Annotated in this window: 21 protein-coding genes; 18 read left to right on the top strand and 3 right to left on the bottom strand. The window is 43.4% G+C overall.

The genetic code is table 11. The features are described from left to right. Positions 1-2: 2 nt before the first annotated feature. Positions 3-800 (bottom strand): type I methionyl aminopeptidase, encoded by a 798-nt coding sequence (gene map / locus H5185_RS07650; RefSeq protein ID WP_124016985.1) that lies wholly within the window; start codon positions 798-800, stop codon positions 3-5. 350 nt (positions 801-1150) lie between these two features. Here map and rpsB point away from each other — a divergent pair, with 350 nt between their 5' ends. From rpsB to tilS, 17 genes are all read left to right on the top strand, one after another. Further along, the gene (rpsB, locus tag H5185_RS07645; protein WP_124016986.1) at positions 1151-1879 is read left to right on the top strand and encodes a 30S ribosomal protein S2; all 729 of its coding nucleotides are present in this window, start codon (positions 1151-1153) and stop codon (positions 1877-1879) included. A 117-nt stretch (positions 1880-1996) separates the two neighbouring features. Further along, complete coding sequence (tsf, locus tag H5185_RS07640) at positions 1997-2848, top strand: translation elongation factor Ts (protein WP_124016987.1); 852 nt, start codon at positions 1997-1999, stop codon at positions 2846-2848. A 68-nt stretch (positions 2849-2916) separates the two neighbouring features. Beyond that, positions 2917-3654 (top strand): UMP kinase, encoded by a 738-nt coding sequence (gene pyrH / locus H5185_RS07635; protein ID WP_124016988.1) that lies wholly within the window; start codon positions 2917-2919, stop codon positions 3652-3654. A gap of 134 nt (positions 3655-3788) precedes the next feature. After that, positions 3789-4331: a ribosome recycling factor gene (gene frr, locus H5185_RS07630; protein ID WP_220487623.1), complete on the top strand. Its 543-nt coding sequence runs from the start codon at positions 3789-3791 to the stop codon at positions 4329-4331. 81 nt (positions 4332-4412) lie between these two features. After that, on the top strand, positions 4413-5237 hold the full coding sequence (gene uppS, locus H5185_RS07625; RefSeq protein ID WP_124016990.1) for a polyprenyl diphosphate synthase: 825 nt from the start codon (positions 4413-4415) through the stop codon (positions 5235-5237). 19 nt (positions 5238-5256) lie between these two features. After that, the gene (locus H5185_RS07620) at positions 5257-6114 is read left to right on the top strand and encodes a phosphatidate cytidylyltransferase (RefSeq protein WP_124016991.1); all 858 of its coding nucleotides are present in this window, start codon (positions 5257-5259) and stop codon (positions 6112-6114) included. A gap of 5 nt (positions 6115-6119) precedes the next feature. Next, the gene (gene ispC, locus H5185_RS07615) at positions 6120-7310 is read left to right on the top strand and encodes a 1-deoxy-D-xylulose-5-phosphate reductoisomerase (RefSeq protein ID WP_124017026.1); all 1191 of its coding nucleotides are present in this window, start codon (positions 6120-6122) and stop codon (positions 7308-7310) included. Positions 7311-7322: 12 nt separating this feature from the next. Then, positions 7323-8693 (top strand): sigma E protease regulator RseP, encoded by a 1371-nt coding sequence (rseP, locus tag H5185_RS07610; RefSeq protein WP_182741743.1) that lies wholly within the window; start codon positions 7323-7325, stop codon positions 8691-8693. Positions 8694-8724: 31 nt separating this feature from the next. After that, a complete protein-coding gene (gene bamA / locus H5185_RS07605) occupies positions 8725-11208 on the top strand; it encodes an outer membrane protein assembly factor BamA (RefSeq protein ID WP_124016993.1) in 2484 nt (827 codons plus the stop codon). 65 nt (positions 11209-11273) lie between these two features. Beyond that, a complete protein-coding gene (locus H5185_RS07600; RefSeq protein WP_124017027.1) occupies positions 11274-11771 on the top strand; it encodes an OmpH family outer membrane protein in 498 nt (165 codons plus the stop codon). Positions 11772-11776: 5 nt separating this feature from the next. After that, positions 11777-12802 carry a UDP-3-O-(3-hydroxymyristoyl)glucosamine N-acyltransferase gene (lpxD, locus tag H5185_RS07595; RefSeq protein ID WP_124016994.1) on the top strand — a complete coding sequence of 342 codons (1026 nt, stop codon included), beginning with the start codon at positions 11777-11779 and terminating at the stop codon, positions 12800-12802. Between the two features lie 31 nt (positions 12803-12833). Next, on the top strand, positions 12834-13295 hold the full coding sequence (gene fabZ, locus H5185_RS07590; RefSeq protein WP_124016995.1) for a 3-hydroxyacyl-ACP dehydratase FabZ: 462 nt from the start codon (positions 12834-12836) through the stop codon (positions 13293-13295). Then, positions 13292-14062 carry an acyl-ACP--UDP-N-acetylglucosamine O-acyltransferase gene (gene lpxA / locus H5185_RS07585; protein WP_124016996.1) on the top strand — a complete coding sequence of 257 codons (771 nt, stop codon included), beginning with the start codon at positions 13292-13294 and terminating at the stop codon, positions 14060-14062. Before fabZ ends, lpxA begins: the two co-directional genes overlap by 4 nt. 9 nt (positions 14063-14071) lie before the next feature. Beyond that, complete coding sequence (lpxB, locus tag H5185_RS07580; RefSeq protein ID WP_124016997.1) at positions 14072-15220, top strand: lipid-A-disaccharide synthase; 1149 nt, start codon at positions 14072-14074, stop codon at positions 15218-15220. A gap of 18 nt (positions 15221-15238) precedes the next feature. Further along, on the top strand, positions 15239-15886 hold the full coding sequence (rnhB, locus tag H5185_RS07575; protein ID WP_404716157.1) for a ribonuclease HII: 648 nt from the start codon (positions 15239-15241) through the stop codon (positions 15884-15886). A gap of 109 nt (positions 15887-15995) precedes the next feature. Then, on the top strand, positions 15996-19469 hold the full coding sequence (gene dnaE, locus H5185_RS07570) for a DNA polymerase III subunit alpha (protein ID WP_124016998.1): 3474 nt from the start codon (positions 15996-15998) through the stop codon (positions 19467-19469). Between the two features lie 9 nt (positions 19470-19478). Next, positions 19479-20930, top strand: a complete 1452-nt coding sequence (tilS, locus tag H5185_RS07565) for a tRNA lysidine(34) synthetase TilS (RefSeq protein WP_182741742.1) — start codon at positions 19479-19481, stop codon at positions 20928-20930. Between the two features lie 2 nt (positions 20931-20932). On the opposite strand, the gene H5185_RS07560 is transcribed toward tilS, so the two are convergent. Continuing rightward, positions 20933-21274: a hypothetical protein gene (locus H5185_RS07560; RefSeq protein WP_124017000.1), complete on the bottom strand. Its 342-nt coding sequence runs from the start codon at positions 21272-21274 to the stop codon at positions 20933-20935. Positions 21275-21616: 342 nt separating this feature from the next. Here H5185_RS07560 and H5185_RS07555 point away from each other — a divergent pair, with 342 nt between their 5' ends. After that, positions 21617-23197: a M28 family metallopeptidase gene (locus tag H5185_RS07555; protein ID WP_182741741.1), complete on the top strand. Its 1581-nt coding sequence runs from the start codon at positions 21617-21619 to the stop codon at positions 23195-23197. Between the two features lie 266 nt (positions 23198-23463). Here H5185_RS07555 and H5185_RS07550 read toward each other — a convergent pair whose 3' ends face one another. Further along, positions 23464-23637 carry a hypothetical protein gene (locus H5185_RS07550; protein ID WP_182741740.1) on the bottom strand — a complete coding sequence of 58 codons (174 nt, stop codon included), beginning with the start codon at positions 23635-23637 and terminating at the stop codon, positions 23464-23466. Between the last annotated feature and the right edge of the window lie 381 nt (positions 23638-24018).

The raw sequence follows: 24018 nt of genomic DNA, 5'->3' as shown, positions 1-24018 counted from the left end.
TTTTAGTGATTAATAATACGAGGAAAGTCTTCTTCTTCACGCAAAGTTAACACTTCTACGCCAGTTTGGGTCACTAAAAGTGTGTGTTCCCACTGTGCCGAATTTTTACTATCTGAGGTGGTGACGGTCCAATTATCACTTTTATTCAATACGGTGGTATGACGACCCGCATTGATCATCGGTTCAATCGTAAAGCACATCCCTGGTCTTAGCACGGTTTTATCATTATTTTTATAATGAACAACTTGAGGCTCTTCGTGGAATCCAGTGCCAATACCATGACCACAATAATCTTGCACGATGGAATACTTATCAAGCCCTGTTTTACTTGTTTTGATGAATTTTTCGATAGTCGTGCCAATTTCGCCTAATTTTAACCCAGGACGCACTTTGCGAATGGCTAAATATAAGCTTTCTTGGGCAATGCGGCTTAAACGTTTGTCTTTTGCTGACACTTCACCAATCAGAAACATTTTAGAGGTATCACCATGATAACCGTCTTTAATAACCGTAATATCGAGGTTAATCATGTCGCCTTCTTTTAACACGTAGTCAGAAGGAATACCGTGGCAGACGACTTCGTTTACCGAGGTACAAATAGACTTTGGAAATCCGTGATAATTCAGTGGTGCAGAGATAGCACCTTGCTCTTCGGTATATTTAGCACAAATGTCATTTAATTCATTTGTGGTGACTCCAGCCTTAACATATGGAGCGACTATTTCTAAGACTTGCGCTGCTAATTTACCCGCTGCGCGCATTTTTTCTATTTCGTCTGCATTTTTGATCACTATACTCATGAAAACTCTCTATCTTTTGACGGTCAAAATAGGCATGTTTTATCCAAGGATTTTACGGCAAAAATTTGTATTTACTTGCCGTTTATGGTATAAAGCGCGCCGTTATGTGTAAGTTCGTTGTTGTACGGTTCGAGTAAATATAATGTCAATCGACGCTTTTTAAGCGAGATGTACATCATGTTCGGCAAATCGTAAAATATGGCGGCTATTATACATGGCAATTAACTTAAATACTAAATCACACACGTATCGACACATTTTTCGGGGTGCTTTCTCATTCTTAACGGAAGTTAGAAAGTCGAAAACATGGGATGCGTGGAGGTCTAACCCCTTACATTAAGGTATATACAATGACTACTGTTACAATGCGCGAAATGCTACAAGCTGGTGTTCACTTCGGTCACCAAACTCGTTACTGGAACCCAAAGATGAAGCCTTTCATCTTCGGTGCTCGTAATGGCGTACACATCATTAACCTTGAGCATACAGTACCAATGTTCAACGAAGCTCTAGCTTTCATTAGCAACATTGCTTCTAAGAAAGGTAAAGTATTATTCGTAGGTACTAAGCGCGCTGCTGGCGAAGCCATCAAAGCATCTGCACTTTCTTGTGATCAGTACTATGTTGATCACCGTTGGTTAGGCGGCATGTTAACCAACTGGAAAACTGTTCGTCAGTCAATCAAGCGTCTTAAAGAGCTAGAAAGCCAGTCTGTAGACGGTACTTTCGACAAGTTAACTAAGAAAGAAGCGTTAATGCGTTCACGCGAATTAGACAAATTAGAAAAGTCTTTAGGCGGAATTAAAAACATGGGCGGTTTACCTGACGTATTATTCGTTATCGGTGCTGACCATGAGCATATTGCTATTAAAGAAGCTAACAACCTAGGTATCCCAGTTGTTGCAGTTGTTGATACCAACTCTGCACCAGACGGTGTTAACTATATCGTTCCTGGTAACGATGACGCTATGCGTGCTATCCGTTTGTACACTTCTTCTGTTGCTGCAGCTGCTAACGCTGGCCGTGGTCAAGATTTAGCTGTTCAAGCAGAGCAAGACGGTTTCGTAGAAGCTGTTTAATAAGGCGTGATGCTTAGCATCCCCCTTATTTGCCAATAAGATAATTGGTGAACAGGGGCCTATTGGCCCCTGTTTTATAAATGCAATATTAGACGAATTAAATTAGAGGATTTAACAATGGCGATTACTGCTGCCCAAGTTAAAGAACTTCGTGACCGCACTGGCGCTGGCATGATGGACTGTAAGAATGCACTGACTGAAACTGACGGTGACATCGAACTAGCGATTGATAACATGCGTAAAAGCGGCGCTGCGAAGGCTGCTAAAAAAGCAGGTAACATCGCTGCTGACGGTACAATTCTAATCAAGAATGGCGAAGGTTTCGCTGCACTATTAGAAGTTAACTGCCAAACTGACTTCGTTGCAAAAGATTCAAACTTCTTAGCATTTGCTAACGCAGTGTTAGACGTTGCTGCTGCATCTAAAGTGACTATTGAAGAGTTAAAAACACAGTTTGAAGAAACTCGTGTTGCTCTAGTGACTAAAATCGGCGAAAACATCAACGTTCGTCGCGTTGAGTACATCGACGGTGCAAACCTAGCTTCTTACCGCCACGGTGAGCGCATTGGTGTTGTTGTAGCCGGTGAAGCTGATGAAGAAACATTGAAGCATATCGCAATGCATGTTGCTGCTTCTAAGCCAGATTTCGTCAACCCTGAAGATGTTCCTGCTGAACTTGTAGAAAGAGAGCAAGCACTTCAAATCGAAATCGCGATGAATGAAGGCAAGCCTGCTGACATCGCTGAGAAGATGGTTGTTGGTCGTATGAAGAAGTTCACTGGTGAGATCTCTCTTACTGGTCAAGCTTTCATCATGGAACCAAAGAAAACTGTTGGCGAAGTACTGAAATCTAAAGGCGCAACAGTAACTAACTTCGTACGTTTAGAAGTTGGTGAAGGTATCGAGAAGAAGGCAGAAGATTTTGCTGCTGAAGTAGCTGCGCAAATTGCTGCTACTAAAAAAGCGTAATCGCTTTTATCTAAATACCCTAAGACCGCAGCAACCGCTGCGGTTTTGTTATGATCAGGATGAAAATTATGAGCACCAATCCAAAACCAGCGTTTAGACGCATTCTGCTTAAATTAAGCGGTGAAGCATTAATGGGTGAAGAAGGCTTCGGCATTGACCCTAAAGTACTTGATCGTATGGCTCAAGAAGTGAAAGAGCTTGTTGAACTTGGTATCCAAGTTGGCGTGGTTATTGGTGGTGGTAATCTGTTTCGTGGTGAAGGCTTAGCAAAAGCTGGTATGAACCGCGTGGTGGGCGATCACATGGGTATGTTAGCAACCGTAATGAATGGCTTAGCCATGCGTGATGCCTTGCACCGTGCATATGTTAATGCTCGTCTTATGTCTGCTATCCCGCTTAAAGGTGTGTGTGATGATTACACCTGGACAGAAGCAATTAGTTTATTAAAGTCTGGCCGAGTAGTGATTTTTGCTGCGGGTACGGGTAATCCTTTTTGTACAACTGATTCGGCAGCCTGTTTACGTGGTATTGAGATTGAAGCTGAAGTGGTATTAAAAGGCACTAAAGTCGATGGTGTATACTCTGCTGACCCAATGAAAGACCCTGAAGCGGTTAAATATGACGCACTTAGTTATGCTGAAGTTCTTGAATCAGAATTTAAAGTAATGGATCTTGCTGCATTTACTATGGCTCGTGATCATAATATGCCTATTCTGGTATTCAATATGAATAAGCCAGGAGCACTTCGCCGCGTGATTATGGGTGAGAGAGAAGGTACGATTATTAGCAGTAAACAATCTGCTTAATCACAGACACAGAAAATATTTACATTATATCATTTAACTGTTTGAGCGGTTTTATTGCATGTGTCATTCTTAGGCTAATGCTCAAACACACGTGAATTTGTGACAAAAAGGAAACTATTGTGATTGATACTATTATGTTAGATGCGCAAGAGCGCATGGGTAAATGTGTAGATGCGACTAAAAATCAAATGGCGAAAGTTCGCACCGGTCGCGCACACCCAAGTTTATTAGATTCTATCCAAGTGTCTTGTTACGGCTCTATGTCACCGCTTAAGCAAGTGGCAAACGTAGGCGTAGAAGATTCTCGTACCTTAACGGTTAGTGTGTTCGATAGAACTATGGTTCAAGCGGTAGAGAAAGCTATTATGAGCTCTGACTTGGGCTTAAACCCAATGACAGCGGGTGCTACTTTGCGTATTCCATTACCTTCGTTAACTGAAGAACGTCGTAAAGACTTCATCAAAGTGGTACGTAACGAAGCTGAAAATGGCCGAATTGCGATTCGTAACGTTCGTCGTGATGCAATTAGTGAAGTTAAGAAGCTTGAAAAAGCCAAAGAATGCACAGAAGATGATGTACGTCGTAGTGAAGATGAGGTGCAAAAGCATACTGATGCATCAATCAAAAATATTGATCAGATCTTAGCAGCGAAAGAAAAAGAGTTGATGGAAGTATAATCTGTCAATTTAGACGCTAGAGTTAACACGCCGTGTAAGGGTATACTACACGGCGTTTGTTTTTATAAAGGATTGTCGTAGATGTCGTCTACAGTTGAGTTTGGATCAGACCCTAAAGCCGATTCGGAGCATATGACTTCGCAAGTTTTGCCGGGACAATTATCTGATGTAGTAAAACAATCTCTGCCCAAGCATGTTGCGATTATTATGGATGGTAATGGCCGCTGGGCGCAACTGCAGGGTAAAGCTCGGGTTTTTGGTCACAAAGCAGGTGTTAAAGCGGTGCGCCGTGCAGTTAGCACAGCAAGTCAACTGGGTATTGAATCATTAACCTTGTTTGCCTTCTCCAGTGAAAATTGGCGCCGACCAGATAAAGAAGTCAGTTTGTTGATGGAACTGTTTTTTACCGTGTTACATCGTGAATTAAAATTGCTCGACAAAAACCAAGTTAGGCTCAATATTATTGGTGACACGAGTCGCTTCTCGACTCGTTTGCAGAAACAAATTGCCGCAGCCCAAGAGAAAACCACCAACAATACTGGATTGATATTAAATGTGGCGGCGAACTATGGTGGCCGTTGGGATATCTTACAAGCTGCACAGAAATTAGCCGAAAAAGTGGAAAGTGGTGAAATCAGCAGCAGTCAGATGACCGAAGAGGCCTTAAATGAACATTTGTGCATGCAAAATCAGAGCGAAGTTGATTTAATGATCCGTACTGGCGGTGATTACCGCATTAGTAATTTTGTTTTATGGCAGGCCGCTTATGCCGAATTGGTGTTTACTGACACCTTATGGCCTGATTTTGATGAGCGAGCATTTCGCGATGCTATTGCCATTTTTGCCAGTCGGCAGCGCCGTTTTGGTTTGACCGGGAGTCAAATTGAAGAGATACGCGCAATATAAATATTAAGAGGATTAGTTTTTGCTAAAACAACGAATAATAACAGCATTGTGGTTAATCCCAATTGTACTCGGGGCAATATTTTTACTCCCAGCAAATATTTTTGCTTGGGTGTTAGTCCCAGTGTTTTTAATTGCAGCAAAAGAGTGGGGCAGTTTTATTGACCCAAGCTGTAACGTTACGCAGTGGTCTTTTACTGCAACACTGGGCTTATTACTTATCGCGCTTAATTTGGCGGTACCAATTGATGTGTTGTGGTTTAAAGGGCAATTACACCCTATGTACCTCGCCATCATCACCATTGGAGTATTTTGGTGGATAGTGAGCAGTGCATTGGTGTTCAGTTTCCCCAAAAGCGCCAAAATATGGAAAGACAGCCCAATGCTGAAATCCATGTTTGGTCAGTTAACGCTTATTCCGTGCTTTGCTTCATTGATTGCCCTCAAATCGTTAAGCAGCAATGTGCATCCGTATTATGGCGGTGCTTTAGTGTTTATCGTCATGTTAGTGGTGTGGGCTACCGATACTGGAGCTTATTTCGCTGGCCGTAAGTTAGGTAAGCGTAAATTAATGCCAAGTGTCAGTCCTGCTAAAACCCTTGAGGGTTTAGTTGGTGGCTTGGTGACCACTATGGTTGTGGTCGCGGGTATTATGTATGTTGCCCCAGAGCAAGAACTGGGTTTACTTGTTGTGGTTACCTTAATTACAGCACTTGCATCTGCATTTGGTGACTTGTCTGAAAGTATGTTTAAACGTGCAGCCAATATTAAAGACTCTGGCACCATTTTACCCGGACACGGTGGGATTTTAGATCGCATCGACAGTCTAACGGCTGCATTACCTGTATTTACGTTTATCTACATAGCTATGTGGATGTGATGCCAATGCAAAATATGGTGATTTTAGGGGCGACAGGCTCAATTGGTGCAAGCACCTTAAGTGTGGTGGCAAATAATCCTGCTGATTTTCATGTGTATGGATTAGTGGCTAATACCAGCGTGCATAACATGCTGGCTCTTTGTATCAGTCATCAACCTGAATATGCTCACATGGTCGATGAGCGCGCCGCTATGGAGCTTAAGTCGTTATTGCCGAGCAACTGTATTACTCAAGTGACAACCGGTGCTGAGGCGTTAAACGCCTTAGTGACCGACAGTCGAACCGATACCGTGATGGCGGCCATTGTTGGTGCGGCGGGTTTAGTGCCAACATTTGATGCCGTTAAAGCTGGCAAAAGGGTGTTGTTAGCCAACAAAGAAGCCTTAGTGATGTCGGGTGAGTTATTTATGCACACGGCAAAAACATCGGGCGCAATTGTGTTACCTGTCGACAGCGAACACAATGCGATTTTCCAGTGTTTACCCACACAAGTTCAAGCCCAATTAGGTTACTGTGATTTAGCCGCTTCAGGTATTGCTCATATTTTATTAACAGGTTCCGGTGGGCCATTTCTAAACACCGATTTAACCACGTTAAGTGCGATGACGCCGACTCAGGCGTGTAATCACCCCAACTGGTCTATGGGCCCTAAAATCTCTGTAGATTCCGCCACTATGATGAACAAAGGCTTAGAGTTTATTGAAGCTCGCTGGTTGTTTAATACTCAAGCTGAGCAACTGAAAGTGGTGATTCATCCTCAAAGTCTCATTCATTCTATGGTGCAATACCGAGATGGCTCAGTTATTGCGCAAATGGGCAACCCCGATATGCGTACGCCGATTGCTCATTGTATGAGCTATCCGCAAAGAATTGACGCTGGCGTTGAACCTTTGGATTTTTTCAAAGTCGGACAATTAAGCTTTTGTGAACCTGACTTTGACCGTTTTCCCTGTTTACGCTTAGCGATGCAGGCTTGCGAGCAAGGGCAAGAAGCCACTACTGTGCTGAACGCAGCGAATGAAGTCGCTGTTGATGCGTTTTTAAAAGGCCAGATGCGCTTCACTGATATTGCCAATGTAAATGCTCGCTGTTTAGAACTGGTACAACAGACGCGCTTAGCGAGTATTGACGATATATTACAGCTTGATGCTCAAACCCGTGCGACAGCAATGTCTGCCATTAAAGCACTTAATTAGTTCAGGGAAATAATGATAGATTTTTTGTGGAGCCTAGGCTCTTTTATTGTTGCATTAGGTATTTTGATTACCGCACATGAGTACGGACACTTTTGGGTTGCCCGTCGCTGTGGTGTCAAAGTAGAGCGCTTCTCTATTGGCTTTGGTAAAGCAATTTGGCGAAAAGTCGGTAAAGACGGAACTGAATATGTGGTTGCGATGATACCACTGGGTGGCTATGTCAAAATGCTCGATGAGCGTGTTGAAGAGGTCCCCGCCGAGTTAGTTGATCAAGCGTTTAACCGTAAAACTGTATGGCAACGGATTGCGATTGTGTCAGCCGGCCCTATCGCTAACTTTATTTTTGCTTTTGCAGCCTTGTATCTCATGTACCTTATTGGCACTCCGTCGATTAAGCCTGTGATTGATACTACTAAATTAGACAGTCCTGCCAGTGTTATTCAATTGGTTGAGCCACAACAGATTATCGCGGTGTCAGGACAAAAAGTGCGCACTTGGGAAGAGGTTAACTTGGCCCTAGTGGGGCATATTGGTGATGACAGTATTGAATTAACCTTGGCGTCACTACCTGAGTTATCTGGGATGGACATGCCAGTTCGCACGTTCAAGCTCGATACGCGTAACTGGGTATTTGATCCTGAAAAAGAATCACCGATTACAGCTCTTGGATTAGGCATTTTTCGCCCAGGTATTGATCCAACTATAGCTGCAGTGAGCAAAGACAGCGCAGCTGAGCAAGCAGGCATTATTGCTGGCGATAAACTGGTCAACATTAACGGTACACAATACAGCGATTGGAATGCGTTTGTTGATGTGATACAAAGCTCTGCTAACAAAAATATTAATATGACATTGCTGCGCCAAGGCAAACTTATCAATGTTGATGTTGTGCCAAAAGCACAACAAGATCCTGAAGGTAAGACTATCGGGATTGTCGGAATTAGCCCAACTCAAGCTCCATGGCCTGATAATATGCGCTTTGAACTTGAGTATGGCATAGTAGATTCTGTTGTCGCTGCAGCTGATAAAACATCGCAACTTGTTGTGGTCAGCTTCAAGATGATTGGAAAATTATTTACCGGCGATGTGTCGGTGAAAAATCTTAGTGGTCCTATTTCTATTGCACAGGGCGCAGGCGCCAGTGCGAGTTACGGTTTAGTGTACTTTCTAGGATTTATCGCGCTCATCAGCGTTAACTTAGGCATTATCAACTTAATGCCTTTGCCAGTGCTCGATGGTGGACACTTGCTGTATTACTTTATTGAAGTGATTACTGGTAAGCCTGTACCCGAAAAGGTTCAGGAAATAGGTTTCAGGTTTGGCGCAGCTTTGCTGCTAATGTTGATGGGCGTAGCCTTATTCAATGATTTTGCCCGACTCTGAGCAAGGACAGACTAATAATTAGAAGTGCTCTATGAGATTTAATAAAATTTTTGCCTCGATGTTATTCGTCGGCGCGTCTTTTTCAGGGAATGGTTGGGCAGAGTCTTTCCAACCTTTTGAAGTGACCGACATCCAAGTAGAAGGTTTGCAACGAGTTGCTCTCGGTGCAGCACTATTGAGTTTACCTGTGAAAGTAGGTGACACGGTAGATGAAGTTAAATTACAGCAAGCGATTAAGAGCCTATACGGTTCAACCAATTTTGAAAACATCAGTGTCAGTCACGAAGACGGTATACTTTTTGTAACGGTTAAAGAGCGTCCAACTATCAGTATTATCTCGTTTGAAGGTAATAAAGATATTAAAGACGAACAGTTACAAGAAAGTCTTGACGGTTCTGGTGTTAAAGCGGGCGAGTCACTTGATAGAACCATGTTGACAGGCATTGAAAAAGGCCTGCAAGATTTCTATTACGGTGTGGGTAAGTATGGGGCTAAAGTTGAAGCGCAAATCATCAACTTACCTCGTAACCGTGTTGAGCTTAAGTTTAAATTTACCGAAGGGTTAGCGGCTGAAATCCGTCAAATCAACGTGGTAGGTAATACTGTGTTCTCAGATTCTGAGATCATCAGTATGCTGGAACTCAAAGATTATGTGGCTTGGTGGGATTTGTTTGGTGAGCGTCGCTACCAAAAGCAAAAGCTGCAAGCCGACTTAGAAACCATCAAAACCTATTACCATAACCAAGGTTATATTCGTTTTGAAGTCACCTCAACACAAGTGGCGATGACACCGGACCGTAAAGGTTTGTACATCACTATCAATGTTAATGAAGGTGAAAAGTATAAAGTAAAAGAAGTTAACTTAATTGGTGACCTTATGGGCCGCGAAGAGTTAATGAAATCTATTTTACCTATCAAAGCGGGTAATATGTACAACGGTGCCGATGTCACATTCACCGAAGAAATGTACAGTAAATACCTAGGCCGTTTCGGTTATGCTTATCCGGAAGTAAAAACTTACCCTGAAATTAATGATGACACCAAAGAAGTGGTGCTAAACATTAATGTTAAACCGGGTAAACGCGTCTATGTTCGCTCAATTAACTTCACCGGTAACACGGTTACCAAAGATGAAGTTATGCGTCGTGAACTTCGTCAAATGGAAGGGGCATGGTTAAACTCAGCCCAAATTGAGCAGTCTAAACTTCGCCTTAACCGTTTAGGTTATTTTGAAACGGTTGACGCAGAAACGATTCAAGTGCCGGGCAGTGACGATTTAGTTGATGTTGCAGTAACTGTGAAAGAACAGCCGTCGGGTTCGTTTAACGCAGGTGTCGGTTATGGTACTGAATCTGGCGTGAGTTTGCAGTTTGGCGTTGAGCAAAACAACTTCCTTGGCACCGGTAACCAAGCGGGTATTAGTATTAACACTAATAAATATTCCCGTAGCGCTAACTTGTCTTTCACTGACCCTTATTTCACCAAAGATGGTGTTAGTTTAGGTGGTAGCGTTTACTGGAACGAGTTTGATGCTAACCAGGCTAACCTTGAACGCTATAAGAATAAATCTTATGGTGTGGCGTTAAACTCAGGCTTCCCGATCAACGAATATAACCGTTTGAACGGTGGTATTGGTTATCGTCATAATACCATTTCAGAAATCTCTGCTTATGAACAAGCATTGCGTTTCTACAATGTGTATCGTGAAACGGACGATCCAAATTCAGACTTAAGTTTTGATAACTTTGAATTGAATGCTGGTTGGTACCGCAGCACACTTAACCGTGGTACGTTCCCTACAGATGGTTCATCGCAACGTTTAAGCGGTAAAATGACGGTTCCGGGTTCTGACTTGCAGTACTTTAAAACGGATTTTGATACCAATTTCTACTTCCCGCTGACACCTCAGCATGGGTTTGTATTATTGGCTCGCGCCCGTTTAGGTTACTCAAACGGTTATGGTCAATATAACGACAATGACCAAATCTTACCGTTCTGGGAAAACTACTATTCAGGTGGTAGCAGTTCGTTACGTGGCTTCAAGTCAAATTCAGTCGGTCCACGCTCGTTCTATTTATACCGTGGTAGTGAGCAATGTGCGCCTGATGTTTCTGGTGATGGTTGTAGCTTACCTGGTGACCCAAATACGATTCAGGTCAGTTCAGGTCGCTCAATTGGTGGTAATGCTATTGCAACCGCAAGCTTTGAAATGATCGTTCCAACGCCATTCCTTGATGAAGCTTACACCAACTCAGTGCGGACCAGTTTCTTCGTGGATGCCGGTAACGTATGGGATACAGAGTTTGATTATGAATCTTATCGAAATCTGCCTGCGGATCAGTTCTCTAAGTTAGAAGATTACAGTGATCCAGCTCGTTTACGTGCCTCATGGGGTATGAGCGTTCAGTGGCTATCGCCAATGGGTCCTATGGTATTCAGTTTAGCTTGGCCGCTGAAAGAATACGCAGATGATGAGACAGAGATTTTCTCGTTCAATATTGGCAAAACGTTCTAAAACAAATACACTCGGCAAGTTTTGCTGACAACAACAAGTTCAACAAGGAGTCTACTTTGAAAAAGATGGTAAATCGCGCATTAATTACATTGGCATTGTTTGCTACCCCTATGCTAGTTCAAGCAGAAAAGCTTGCTGTAGTGGATATGGGTCAAGTGTTCGAGCAGTTGCCACAGCGCGAACAAATTTCTAAATCGTTAAAAGCTGAGTTTGGTGATCGTGTTGCTGAAGTCCAAAAAATGCAAGAAGACATGCGTTCTATGGTTGAAAAGCAACAACGTGATGGCGCGTTAATGAGCGACACACAAAAAACTGAATTAGTCCGTAAAATGGAATCATTGAAATCTGAATTCCAACTGAAAGGCAAAGCTTTAGACGAAGACATGCGTCGCCGTCAAGGTGAAGAGCAGAACAAGCTATTAGTTCAAGTTCAAAAAGCAATTAATACCATTGCTGGTAAAGAAAACTACGACATGGTTCTTCAACGTGGCGCGGTAATTTTTGTTAAGCCAGAAGCTGATATCAGCAGCAAAGTGGTAGAAGCCTTAAGCAAAGGCAAATAATAAGTATGCAAAAAGTGACTTTAAAAGAGCTTAGCCAATTATTGGGTGCAACAGTCAAAGGTGACGATACGCTGGAAATTACCAGTGTGGCTACTCTTGAACATGCAGTCCAAGGCCAACTCTCTTTTTTAGCCAATAGTAAATACCGTGCAATGCTTGAGGCAACTCAAGCTAGCGCGGTTTTACTTAGCGAAAAAGAAGCAAGCAATTATCAAGGTAATGCCCTAATTGTCAGTGACCCTTATGTTGGGTTCGCTCGCGTGGCGCAATTACTTGATACCACACCAAAAGAGAGCCTTGGTATCCATCCTTCAGCCCAAATAGAAGCCTCAGCCATTATTGGTGACGGTGTTGCTATTGGCGCAAATGCGGTGATTGGTGCCAATGTTATTTTAGGTGAAAATGTTCAGATTGGTCCAGGTTGTGTGATCGGTGAAACCAGTATTATTGGTTCAGATACACGTCTTTGGGCGAATGTAACGATTTATCATGATGTGCATATTGGTCACCACTGTATCGTTCATTCAGGCTCTGTTATTGGTTCTGATGGTTTTGGTTATGCCAATGAACGTGGTAATTGGATTAAAATCCCTCAAACAGGTGGTGTACGTATTGGCAATCATGTGGAAATTGGCGCATGTACCAGTATTGACCGTGGCGCGCTGTCGCATACCGAGATTCATGATGGTGTGATTATCGACAATCAAGTTCAAATTGCCCATAATGTTGTTATTGGACAAAATACCGCGATGGCGGGTGGTTCCATCATTGCAGGTAGTTCTACTATCGGTAAATACTGCATTATTGGTGGTGGTAGTGCTGTTGCAGGACACCTTAGTATTGTGGATGGTGTCCATGTCTCTGGCGGTACCAATATAACGAGTATTATTCGCGAGAAAGGCGTGTATTCATCTGCTACAGTTGCCATGGAAAACAAACTTTGGCGTCGAAATACTGTGCGTTTCCGCCAACTAGATGATTTATTTAGTCGAGTGAAAAATCTCGAGAAAAGTGCTAAGGGCACAGAATAATTGTAATTCTGCCTTATTAAAGGAATGTAGTGTGTCAAACCAATTAAACACCATGGATATTCAAGAGATACTTAAATATCTACCCCATAGATATCCATTTTTGTTAATCGATCGTGTATTAGACTTTACTGTAGGTGAGCAATTACATGCGATTAAAAATGTCACTATTAATGAACCATTTTTTCAGGGACATTTTCCAATACAACCTGTGATGCCAGGTGTACTAATTTTAGAAGCTATGGCACAAGCCACAGGCTTGCTTGCATTTAAAACCATGAGTACAGAGCCGTCTCCTGACGTATTGTATTATTTCGCCGGTATTGATAAAGCGCGTTTTAGACGTGTAGTTGTACCAGGCGATCAAATACATTTTCACGTTAAAATGATTAAAGAGCGTCGTGGCATTGGTGTGTTTATTGGTGAAGCCCTGGTTGATGGCGAACTGGTTTGTTCCGCTGAAATCATGTGTGCACGTAGAGAGATTGAAAAGTGATAGATAAATTAGCATTTGTTCACCCAACAGCCAAAATTGGCCATAATGTCACTATTGGTCCTTGGACTTATATCGGTGAAAATGTTGAAATTGGCGACGACACATGGATAAGCTCGCATGTTGTGGTTAAAGGTCCAACGGTTATTGGTAAAGGTAACCGTATTTTTCAATTCTCTTCAGTCGGTGAAGAGTGCCAAGATAAAAAGTATGCCGGTGAGCAAACTCGGTTAATTATTGGTGACAATAATATTATCCGTGAGTCAGTCACTATTCACCGAGGCACTACCCAAGATCATGGTGAAACACGCATAGGTTCAAATAATCTATTTATGGCTTATGTTCACATCGCCCATGACTGTGTTGTAGGTAATAACGTCATTATGGCTAACAATGCATCTATCGCTGGCCATGTGCATGTTGGTGATTGGGTTATTTTAGGTGGCATGACAGGTGTACATCAGTTTGTTCATATTGGTGACCATGCATTCACTGCTGGTGCTTCGCTGATTTTAAAAGATGTACCTCCATTTGTGATGGCTTCGGGATCTCCTGCTGCACCACGTGGATTAAATTTAGAAGGTTTAAAACGCCGTGGTTTTACTAAAGAAAGCCAGCGTGCAATCTTGAATGCGTATAAAGCGATATTTCGTAAAAGCTTAACCATTGAAGAAGCCAATGCTGAACTGGCTGAGTCTGCTAAAAATGACGCCAATGTAAAAATGTTAGTAGATTTTGTAAACCACTCTGCTCGTGGCATTATTCGATAGACGGAAACGATGACCAACTCTTCTTCAAAAGTATTTGCCATTGTCGCCGGAGAAATCTCCGGCGATATTTTAGGTGCCGGTTTAGTTCATTCACTCAAACAACGCTACCCTGATGCGCGATTTATCGGTATTGGTGGCCCGCGCATGCAAGCCCTAGGATTTGAAAGTTTATTCTCAATGGAAGAGCTTTCAGTGATGGGGTTAGTTGAGGTGCTTTCGTGTTTACCGCGGCTTATGCATATTCGTTCCAGTTTAGTGAAACAGATTACTGAATTAGCTCCAGATTGCTTTATCGGTATTGATGCACCTGACTTTAACATTGGCTTAGAGCTTAAGTTAAAAGCTAAAGGAATAAAAACGGTCCATTATGTTAGCCCGTCGGTCTGGGCTTGGCGTCCAAAGCGTATTTTCAAAATTGCCAAAGCCACTAATATGGTGTTGTCGTTACTGCCATTTGAGAAAGCCTTTTACGACCAGTATCAAGTACCCTGTACCTTTGTCGGTCATACACTTGCTGATGATATACCTATGTACAGCGACAAGCAGGCAGCGCGTCAATTATTAGGATTAGATGCCGATGCTGAATACTTGGCGGTATTACCAGGGTCTCGTGGCGGTGAGTTAAAGCAATTAGCTGAACCTTTTATCAAAGCAGCCCAGTTAGTTAAACAAGCTTATCCGGACATCAAATTTGTCACGCCTGTGGTTAATGATGCTCGTCGGCAACAATTTCTTACTGCGCTGGAGGAGTTTGCGCCCGATTTAGAGGTCACTCTTATCGAAGGTCAATCTCGTGAGGTGATGGCTGCTGCTGATTGTATTTTGTTAGCGTCAGGCACTGCAACTTTAGAGGCAATGTTGGTAAAACGCCCAATGGTGGTGTCTTATCGTGTTAGCCCTATTACTTACGCCATTGCGATTCGGATGATGAAAATCAAGAACTATTCGTTGCCTAATCTGTTAGCAAACGAGACCATAGTGCCTGAACTCATGCAAGCAAATTGCCAGCCTCAGTTAATTGCAGACGCGGTAATTAACCAGCTCAATCAAGATTTTGCACCGCTAAATGCCCGTTTTGAGCAATTACATGGTTTACTTAAATGTAACGCCAGCGAACGAGCTGCAGATGCTGTGGTGGCATTGTTACATGCGTCTTAGGTTTACAGGATAAAACAGATGACATCTCTTGATTCTCTTCCTGTGGTGATTAAAAATATTACCCCAGAACACGTCGCCATGATTTCACAAGGTGTGGTTGCCGGTGTTGATGAAGTCGGCCGTGGTCCATTGATTGGTGATGTGGTCACCGCCGCGGTGATCTTAGATCCGAGTAAACCAATTGTTGGCCTTAATGATTCTAAGAAACTCAGTGAGAAGCGCCGTAACGCTTTATATCAACAAATTATGGATAACGCGTTAAGTGTCAGTATTGGCCGCGCCAGTCCACTTGAAATCGATGAGCTTAATATTTTGCATGCCACTATGCTGGCGATGCAACGCGCTGTGGCAGGTTTGGCCATTTTACCTGAGCGAGTATTAGTTGATGGTAATCGTGTGCCTCATTTTGGTATTGCCAGCCATGCTATCATCAAAGGTGATGGGCTCGTTGCCGCTATCAGCGCTGCATCTATTATTGCTAAAGTGACTCGTGATGCCGAGATGGATGCCTTAGACAGCCAGTATCCCCAGTATGGCTTTGCTAAACACAAAGGTTACCCAACCAAAGCACATTTTGAAGCCCTGGCATTATATGGCGTGTTACCTGAACATCGTAAAAGTTTTAAACCTGTTGCTGAGCGTATTTTACTTCAGGATCCATTGTGATAATCACCAAACTAAGTGAGTTTATCATTGGATAAAATCACTTAGTTTGGTAGTCTAAATTCCGCATTTTCGTGTTGTTTCATTCATCTTTTTCGAAGAAAAATAATCTATGTCCGATCCTCGTTTTGTTCATTTGCGCGTCCACAGTGATTATTCAATGTCAGATGGCGTTGCCAAAGTTAAACCTATTATTGCTGCTGCTGAAAGTCAGGGCATGGCAGCCATAGCGTTAACTGATCAAAACAACTTTTGTGGTTTGGTCAAGTTTTACGGTGCTTGTCATGGCGTTGGGATTAAACCTATTATTGGTGCCGATTTTTGGGTACAAACTCCTGGTTTTGAAAAAGAGTTTTGTGCGTTAACCATTATTGCGATGAACAATGACGGTTATCAAAATCTAACCCAATTAATCAGCGAAGCTTATCTTCGTGGGCATATCGATAACCGCGTAGTGATTGATCAAGACTGGCTGATCAAATATAACAGCGGCTTGATCATTCTTTCTGGCGCCAAAGACGGTGATGTGGGCAAAGCCTTATTAAAAGGCAACCAAAATCAAGTTGAGTCACTGATTGCTTTTTATCAACAACACTTTGAAGATCGCTATTACCTCGAACTTATTCGCACCGGCCGGGCACACGAAGAACGCTATTTACACATGGCGGTTGAGCTAGCGTCAATTAAAGGTTTACCCGTTGTGGCCACTAACCAAGTGGTGTTTTTAAAGCAAGACGACTTTGAAGCTCATGAGATCCGTGTTGCGATCCATGATGGTTATACTTTAGTTGACCCCCGTCGCCCTAAAACCTACAGCGATCAACAATATCTGCGCACCGAAGACGAAATGCTCGCGCTGTTTAGTGATATTCCGTCGGCGATTCAAAACAGTGTTGAAATTGCTAAACGTTGTAATGTCACCATCCGCTTGCATGAATACTTTTTACCTAATTTCCCCACCGGTGATTTATCGATTGAAGACTTCTTAGTCGCCGCCTCCGAAAAAGGCCTCGAAGAGCGTCTGGCGTTTTTATTCCCCGACCCACAAGTTCGTATCGAAAAGCGTGGCGAGTATGACGAACGCCTTGCGATTGAGCTGAAAGTCATTAACCAGATGGGGTTTCCTGGCTACTTCCTTATCGTAATGGAGTTTATCCAATGGGGTAAAGATAACGGTATTCCGGTTGGCCCAGGTCGTGGTTCAGGTGCCGGTTCATTAGTGGCATACGCACTTAAAATTACCGACTTAGATCCACTCGAATACGACTTACTGTTCGAACGTTTCTTGAACCCTGAACGCGTATCCATGCCCGATTTCGACGTCGACTTTTGCATGGACCGACGCGATGAGGTCATTGATCACGTAGCAGAGCTGTACGGCCGAGAAGCGGTATCGCAAATTATTACCTTTGGCACCATGGCGGCTAAAGCGGTTGTGCGCGACGTTGGCCGTGTTTTAGGTCATCCATACGGCTTTGTTGAACGTCTCACTAAAATGATCCCCGCAGAGCCTGGGATGACGTTAGCTAAAGCGTTTGAAGTTGAGCCATCGCTACCAGAAGCCTATGACAGCGACGAAGATGTTAAAGAGCTCATCGACATGTGTCGGCGCCTAGAAGGTGTGACGCGCAACGCGGGTAAACATGCCGGTGGTGTGGTTATTGCGCCCACTCGGATTACCGATTTCGCGCCACTGTATTGCGATGCAGAAGGTCTAAACCCGGTTACGCAATTTGATAAAAACGATGTTGAAACCGCGGGTTTAGTTAAGTTCGACTTCTTGGGTTTACGTACCTTAACCATCATTGATTGGGCATTGCAGATGATTAATCCGCGCCTAGCCAAAGAAGGTAAAGAGCCGGTACTGATTGAAGCCATTCCACTTGCCGATCCTGCTTGCTTTAGATTACTGCAACGTTATGAGACCACAGCGGTATTCCAGCTCGAATCTCGCGGCATGAAAGATTTGATCAAACGTCTGCAACCAGACTGTTTTGAAGACATGATTGCGCTTGTAGCGTTATTCCGCCCAGGTCCTTTGCAATCAGGCATGGTGGATAACTTTATTGAACGTAAGCATGGGCGTGAAGAAGTCTCATACCCAGATGCCGAATATCAGCATGAATCGTTAAAAGAATTATTGTCACCAACTTACGGCATTATCTTGTATCAAGAGCAGGTGATGCAGATTGCGCAAGTATTGTCGGGTTATACCCTAGGTGGTGCGGATATGCTCCGTCGTGCCATGGGTAAGAAAAAACCCGAAGAAATGGCCAAGCAGCGCGGCACGTTTAAAGAAGGGGCGATTAACAACGGTATCGATGGCGATTTGTCGATGAAGATCTTTGACTTGGTGGAAAAGTTTGCCGGTTACGGGTTTAACAAATCTCACTCAGCCGCTTATGCACTCGTCTCGTACCAAACCCTGTGGTTAAAAACCCATTTTCCTGCGCAGTTTATGGCGGCGGTAATGTCTGCCGACATGGATAACACTGATAAAATTGTCACCTTAGTGGATGAATGTGAGCGCATGGGCTTACCGTTAATTCCGCCCGATGTGAACAAAGGCCAATTTAAATTTACCGTCGATGACGACTTAAATATTGTTTATGGTATCGGCGCGATTAAAGGCGTAGGTGAAGGTCCGGTTGAGTCCATTTTAGAGGCCCGAAAAGACGGCCCATTTATCGACTTATTTGATTTCTGTGCCCGTGTTGATTTGAAAAAGCTCAACAAACGAGTGATTGAAAAACTGATCCTTGCGGGTGCACTAGATACCTTAGGCCCACATCGCGCTTCAATGATGGCCACTTTGCCAGAGGCTATTAGTGCTGCCGCGCAACATGCTAAAGCCGAAGCCATTGGTCAGCATGATATGTTTGGTTTACTCAACTCTGAGCCAGAAGACAGTAAGCAAAACTTTGTTCAGTGTACCCCTTGGCCAGACAAAATTTGGCTTGAAGGGGAGCGTGAAACATTAGGGTTGTATCTAACGGGTCATCCGATTAACCAGTATTTAAAAGAGTTGAAGCAATACACAAACGGTCGCTTAAAAGATATTCACCCAACAGAACGTGGTAAAACCGTTAAAGTTGCTGGTCTAGTAGTTGCTACGCGGGTAATGATCACCAAGCGTGGCTCTAAAATGGGCCTAGTCACCTTAGATGACAAAAGTGCCCGTTTAGAAGTCATGCTGTTTACCGAACCGTTTGAAAAGTTTGGCCACATGCTTGAAAAAGATCGTATTTTAATTTGCGAAGGTGATGTCAGTTTTGATGATTTCTCTGGTGGTAACCGGATGAATGCCCGTAATATTATCGAAATTGGTGAAGCTCGTAGTCATTTTGCTAAAGCGGTTGCAATAAATGTTCATGGCAACGATGTTACCCAAGCATGGCTGGAAACCTTTGAACAAACCTTAACCCCTTGGCGAAATGGTGTGGTTCCGGTGACCATTAATTATGCACAAGACCATGCTAGCGGTAAAATTACTTTAGGTGATGAATGGCGAGTTAATCCCAGTGATGAGTTGATGTTAGCACTCGAAAGTATGCTCGGGTCAACCAATGTTAAAATTGTTTTCTAGGTACATACCATGACAGTGAAACACTCGACTTTAGCTCAACTCAGCGGCCAACAATTGCTTAGTTTGCTTGAACAAGCGGTAATGCCACTTTATCAACAGACGAGTTTGCAACATGAGCGCACACCTAAGTTAGTGCTGGCTTACAGTGGTGGGGTTGATTCTGAAGTATTAGCTTATGGTTTGAGTGCGTTCGCCCAAAAATACCCACATATTGCGTGTTTACTTATCCATGTTCATCATGGGCTCAGTCCCAATGCCGACACTTGGGTGCAACACTGTATAACGCGCGCGGGTTATTACCAATTACCCGTGCAAATTGAGCGCGTTAATGTTGACAAAGGTCCAAGGCAAAGCCTTGAGGCACAAGCGCGTGACGCCCGTTATCAAGCGTTTGACCGCTACCTTAATCCGGGTGATATTTTACTCACGGCCCATCACCAGGATGATCAACTTGAAACGTTATTGCTGGCATTAAAGCGTGGCCAAGGCCCTAAAGGGCTTGGTGCGATGGGCGCCATACAAGCTTATCATCACGCTTGGTTGGTTAGGCCATTATTAGATGTCAGCCGAGAGCAAATAGAGCAATTTGCACTGCAACAGCGTTTAACTCATATTGAAGATGAAAGTAATCAAGACGACAGTTATGATCGTAACTTTCTGCGTTTAGATATTATTCCCCGCTTAAAACAACGCTGGCCAAGTATCGCAGTAACAGCCGCCAGAAGTGCGGCATTGTGTGCTCAGCAACAAGACGTTATTGATTATGAAGTCAGTCATCGCTTACCTCAATGGCTAATGTTAGCCAGTGATGACAATGCATCAATAATCGAATCAAGCGGATTTAAGCTTAGCGGTTTTGGTCAATTAAGTGCTGCTTGGCAAGCATTACTATTTCGCGGATATTTAAGCCATTGTGGCGTTAGTTTACCTTCGCAAGCGCAATTACAGCAGATACTGTCACAACTGCTGGCTGCTAAAGATGATGCTAATATGGCGATCCAATGGGGTGGCTACCAAGTAAAACGCTATGCAGGGGTGGCCTATGTACTGAGCAATAGTGATCTTAAAACGCCCGATCCGCTCTCATTAACCGCTGATTTTATTCGTCTATTAAAGGGTGATGTTACTGAGTTGCAGATAGATATCGGCCAGCATCAATGCCTTTTAAGCCAACAAATATCTGCTGATAAGCCTCTATTAGCGTTAGCGCCAACTAACAGTAAAGTGACGATTCGCTATGGCGCAGCAGGCTCTATTAAGTGCCAACCACAATTTGCTACCTCACAACGGCCAAAACCGCGTGAGTTAAAAAAACTATGGCAAGAGTGCAATATCCCACCTTGGCGTCGGCAACTTATTCCGTTAGTTTTCTATGATGAAGTATTAGTTGCTGCTATCGGCCTATGGGTAGACAAACGCTATTTAGCGCAAACAGGGCACCAAGGCATTAGTTTACTTTGATGTTAATGCGTTATCGGGTTGCAAATATTGCCCTTTGCCAACATATTTTTGGCGATTGTTTCAATATCTTCGTCTGATTGGGTATGACCATAATTAAATTCGATAGCAAACCATGAGGCGTCAAATTCGGCTTTATTTTTTAATGCAATAGGCAGTATCGAACACAGCTTGTTGACTACCATATCGGTTTGATTTGATTCAAGCAGTTGTAAGGTACTCGCCGACATTTGAATTTCTGCAGCGGCAACGCTTTGACCTCCATAGGCAAAAAATTTAAGTGCAATCATGCCCGCGCCAGTTATGCCCAGTGTAAAACTGATTACACCAACGATGATAAATTTCATATATTTCCCTTTATATTTCGGTATTGTCACTATTCACCTCGGGTGTTTTATTAACACAAGCTCATACACGTTAAATCATCAAAATGGCAAACATACCCTCAATGACATTTTATGTCTCACTATAGAACGCTGCGACATATTATGTCAATAGGTGTTGTTGTATTACAAATGCATGCCGATCATTTTTAGTCAGATAGCTATGCATTTAGTTAGAGATGGCCGTATGCAAAGCGTCTTGTGTGAACCCAGCTGACGTTATTTATTATGCTGCGTTAACGACTTTCGCTTTAGCTGCTTGCTGTTACAATGGTTGCTCTCAATACTCAACAGGGGACCTTGTCCGTGAAAACCTTTCGTTTATTAGCTGTGTTTGGTGTGTTGCTTCTGCCAAGTGTCAATGCTACGCCATTTCAATTTGATCAAAAAACCTATCGTCAAGATGTCCAAACCTTAGCCAGTGATGAATTTGAGGGCCGTGGGCCGTTATCTCATGGCGAAAAGCTAACCGTTGAGTATTTAGAAAACGCATACAAAGCAATGGGACTCGCTCCAGGTTTCGGTGACAGTTATCGTCAAGCTGTGCCGATGGCTAAGATTACCGCGGATCAAAGCATGCAACTCACTATTGGCGATTTAGTGTTTAATAATGGCACTGATTTCACTGCACGTACTGAGCAAGTTCTACCTCAAGTGAGTGTAGATAACAGCGATATAGTGTTTGTTGGCTATGGTATTAATGCGCCGGAATATCAGTGGAATGACTATGCCAACATTGATGTTAAAGGCAAAACCGTCATTGTGTTAGTTAATGATCCAGGCTTTGCCACTCAAGATCCCGCTATCTTTAAAGGCAATGCCATGACCTATTATGGCCGTTGGACCTACAAGTACGAAGAAGCAGCTAGGCAGGGCGCCAAAGCGGTGTTTATTGTCCATGAAACTGCACCTGCAGCCTACGGCTGGAATGTGGTAGAAAACAGCAACACCAATACTAAATACACCTTAGTTGATGATCACAAAAACCAATCACATATTGGTGTCATGGGCTGGGTGCAACATCAAACCGCGCAAAAGGTGTTTCAAGCAGCAGGCCTAGACTTTGATAAAGTGAAACTCAGTGCAGCAAAAGCGGGTTTTAAATCTATACCACTTAAACTCAAAGCCAATTTAGCGGTAAAAAATACTATTGAATTAGCTACATCCAATAACGTAGCAGGACTCATACCAGGCACCAGTCAAGCCGATGAATGGGTAGTCATGCATGCCCACTGGGATCACTTAGGTAAAACCATGCAAGACGGTAAAGCGGTAATTTTAAACGGTGCCGTCGACAATGCCTCTGGGGTTGCAGGCGTATTGCAACTTGCGCGTCATTTTAAACAGCAAAACAAAGCACCTAAACGCTCTATTTTATTTACTGCATTTACCGCAGAAGAAACTGGCCTTATTGGCGCGCAATACTTTGCCGCGAATCCTCCTGTACCGACTAAACAACTGGTATCGTTTTTAAACATAGACGGCATGAACGTGGGTAAAGGGGTTAATTACATCTTGCGTTACGGCCAAGGTGTATCACAACTTGAAACCTATTTAGATGATGCCGCCAAAGCACAAGGCCGCACTGTAAAGGCTGATCCTCGCCCACAAAATGGTTTAATGTTCCGTTCAGACCATTTTGCCTTAGCCCAACAAGGCGTCCCAGGTTTAATGTTCATGAGCCTAGGCGACACCGACCCAGACTACATTGCCCATAAATACCATCAAGGTGCAGATGACTATGATGCTAATTGGGATTTAGGCGGGGTAGAGCAAGACTTAGCCTTGATCAGCGACATTATTGAAAAGCTCGCCAATAACAACGACTGGCCAAAATGGATCGAAGATTCAGACTTCAAAAAGCGTCGAGCACAAGACGGTAAGTAGTGTCAGATAGTTGGATAAAGAGAGGAGGCGAAAGCCTCCTTTTTTATTAGATATGGCCTACAGCCACTAAGGTATTTTCAAACTTCGTTTGAAGTAATATCGCAAGGTTCCACCCTATATGGGCTGATACATATGGCCTGCGGCCACCAAAGTCGTGGCGCTTAACTCACAGCAGACTTTTTCAAACTTCGTTTGAATTAAGATCGCAAGGTTCCACCCTACATGGGCTGATACACATGGCCTGCGGCCACCAACGTCGTGGCGCTTCACCCACACCAGACTTTTTCAAACTTCGTTTGAATTAAGATCGCAAGGTTCCACCCTGCACTGGCCAAGAGGGGATCAACAGCAATCCCCTCTTGGATCACCCCTGCCGTTCCGGCAACATTTTCAAAGAGCGAAAAGGTCGCAACGGAAATTGATCCAGCTTTTAACTTCATTTGAAACCTGCTTCGGCCCATCTTTTAATAAGGAGTGAAAATGCTAACGCTTCCGATGGTACATCCTGTACCGCGAAAGCTAGCCTGACGTCCTGTCAGGCATCCTGCCTTGAAGCACATGGATGTGCGAGAAAGGCCTGTCAGACTCACGCATTCTTTTATAAAGAGTCTTCAGCGTCCTCAAGTTCAGAGTTGAATCACACCAATTGCAAGCAAGGTATGAAAATCATTTATGCCCCGAAGTTTGTTGGCCTTAGAATGAGGTTTGGCATTTTTATGTTTGGTTGAGTCGTGTTTGGTTAAATGGGTTTGAAGCTTGTAGCTTCAACGCAGTCAATCACCTGCAGTGAGCTTATGTGCAAATACTGCTTCGGGACGCTT

The organism is Shewanella sp. SG44-6, assembly GCF_014164185.1.
Taxonomy (GTDB): Bacteria; Pseudomonadota; Gammaproteobacteria; order Enterobacterales; family Shewanellaceae; genus Shewanella; species Shewanella vesiculosa.
Note: the sequence above shows the minus strand (reverse complement) of the source record. Positions and strands in the feature narration are given on the sequence as shown.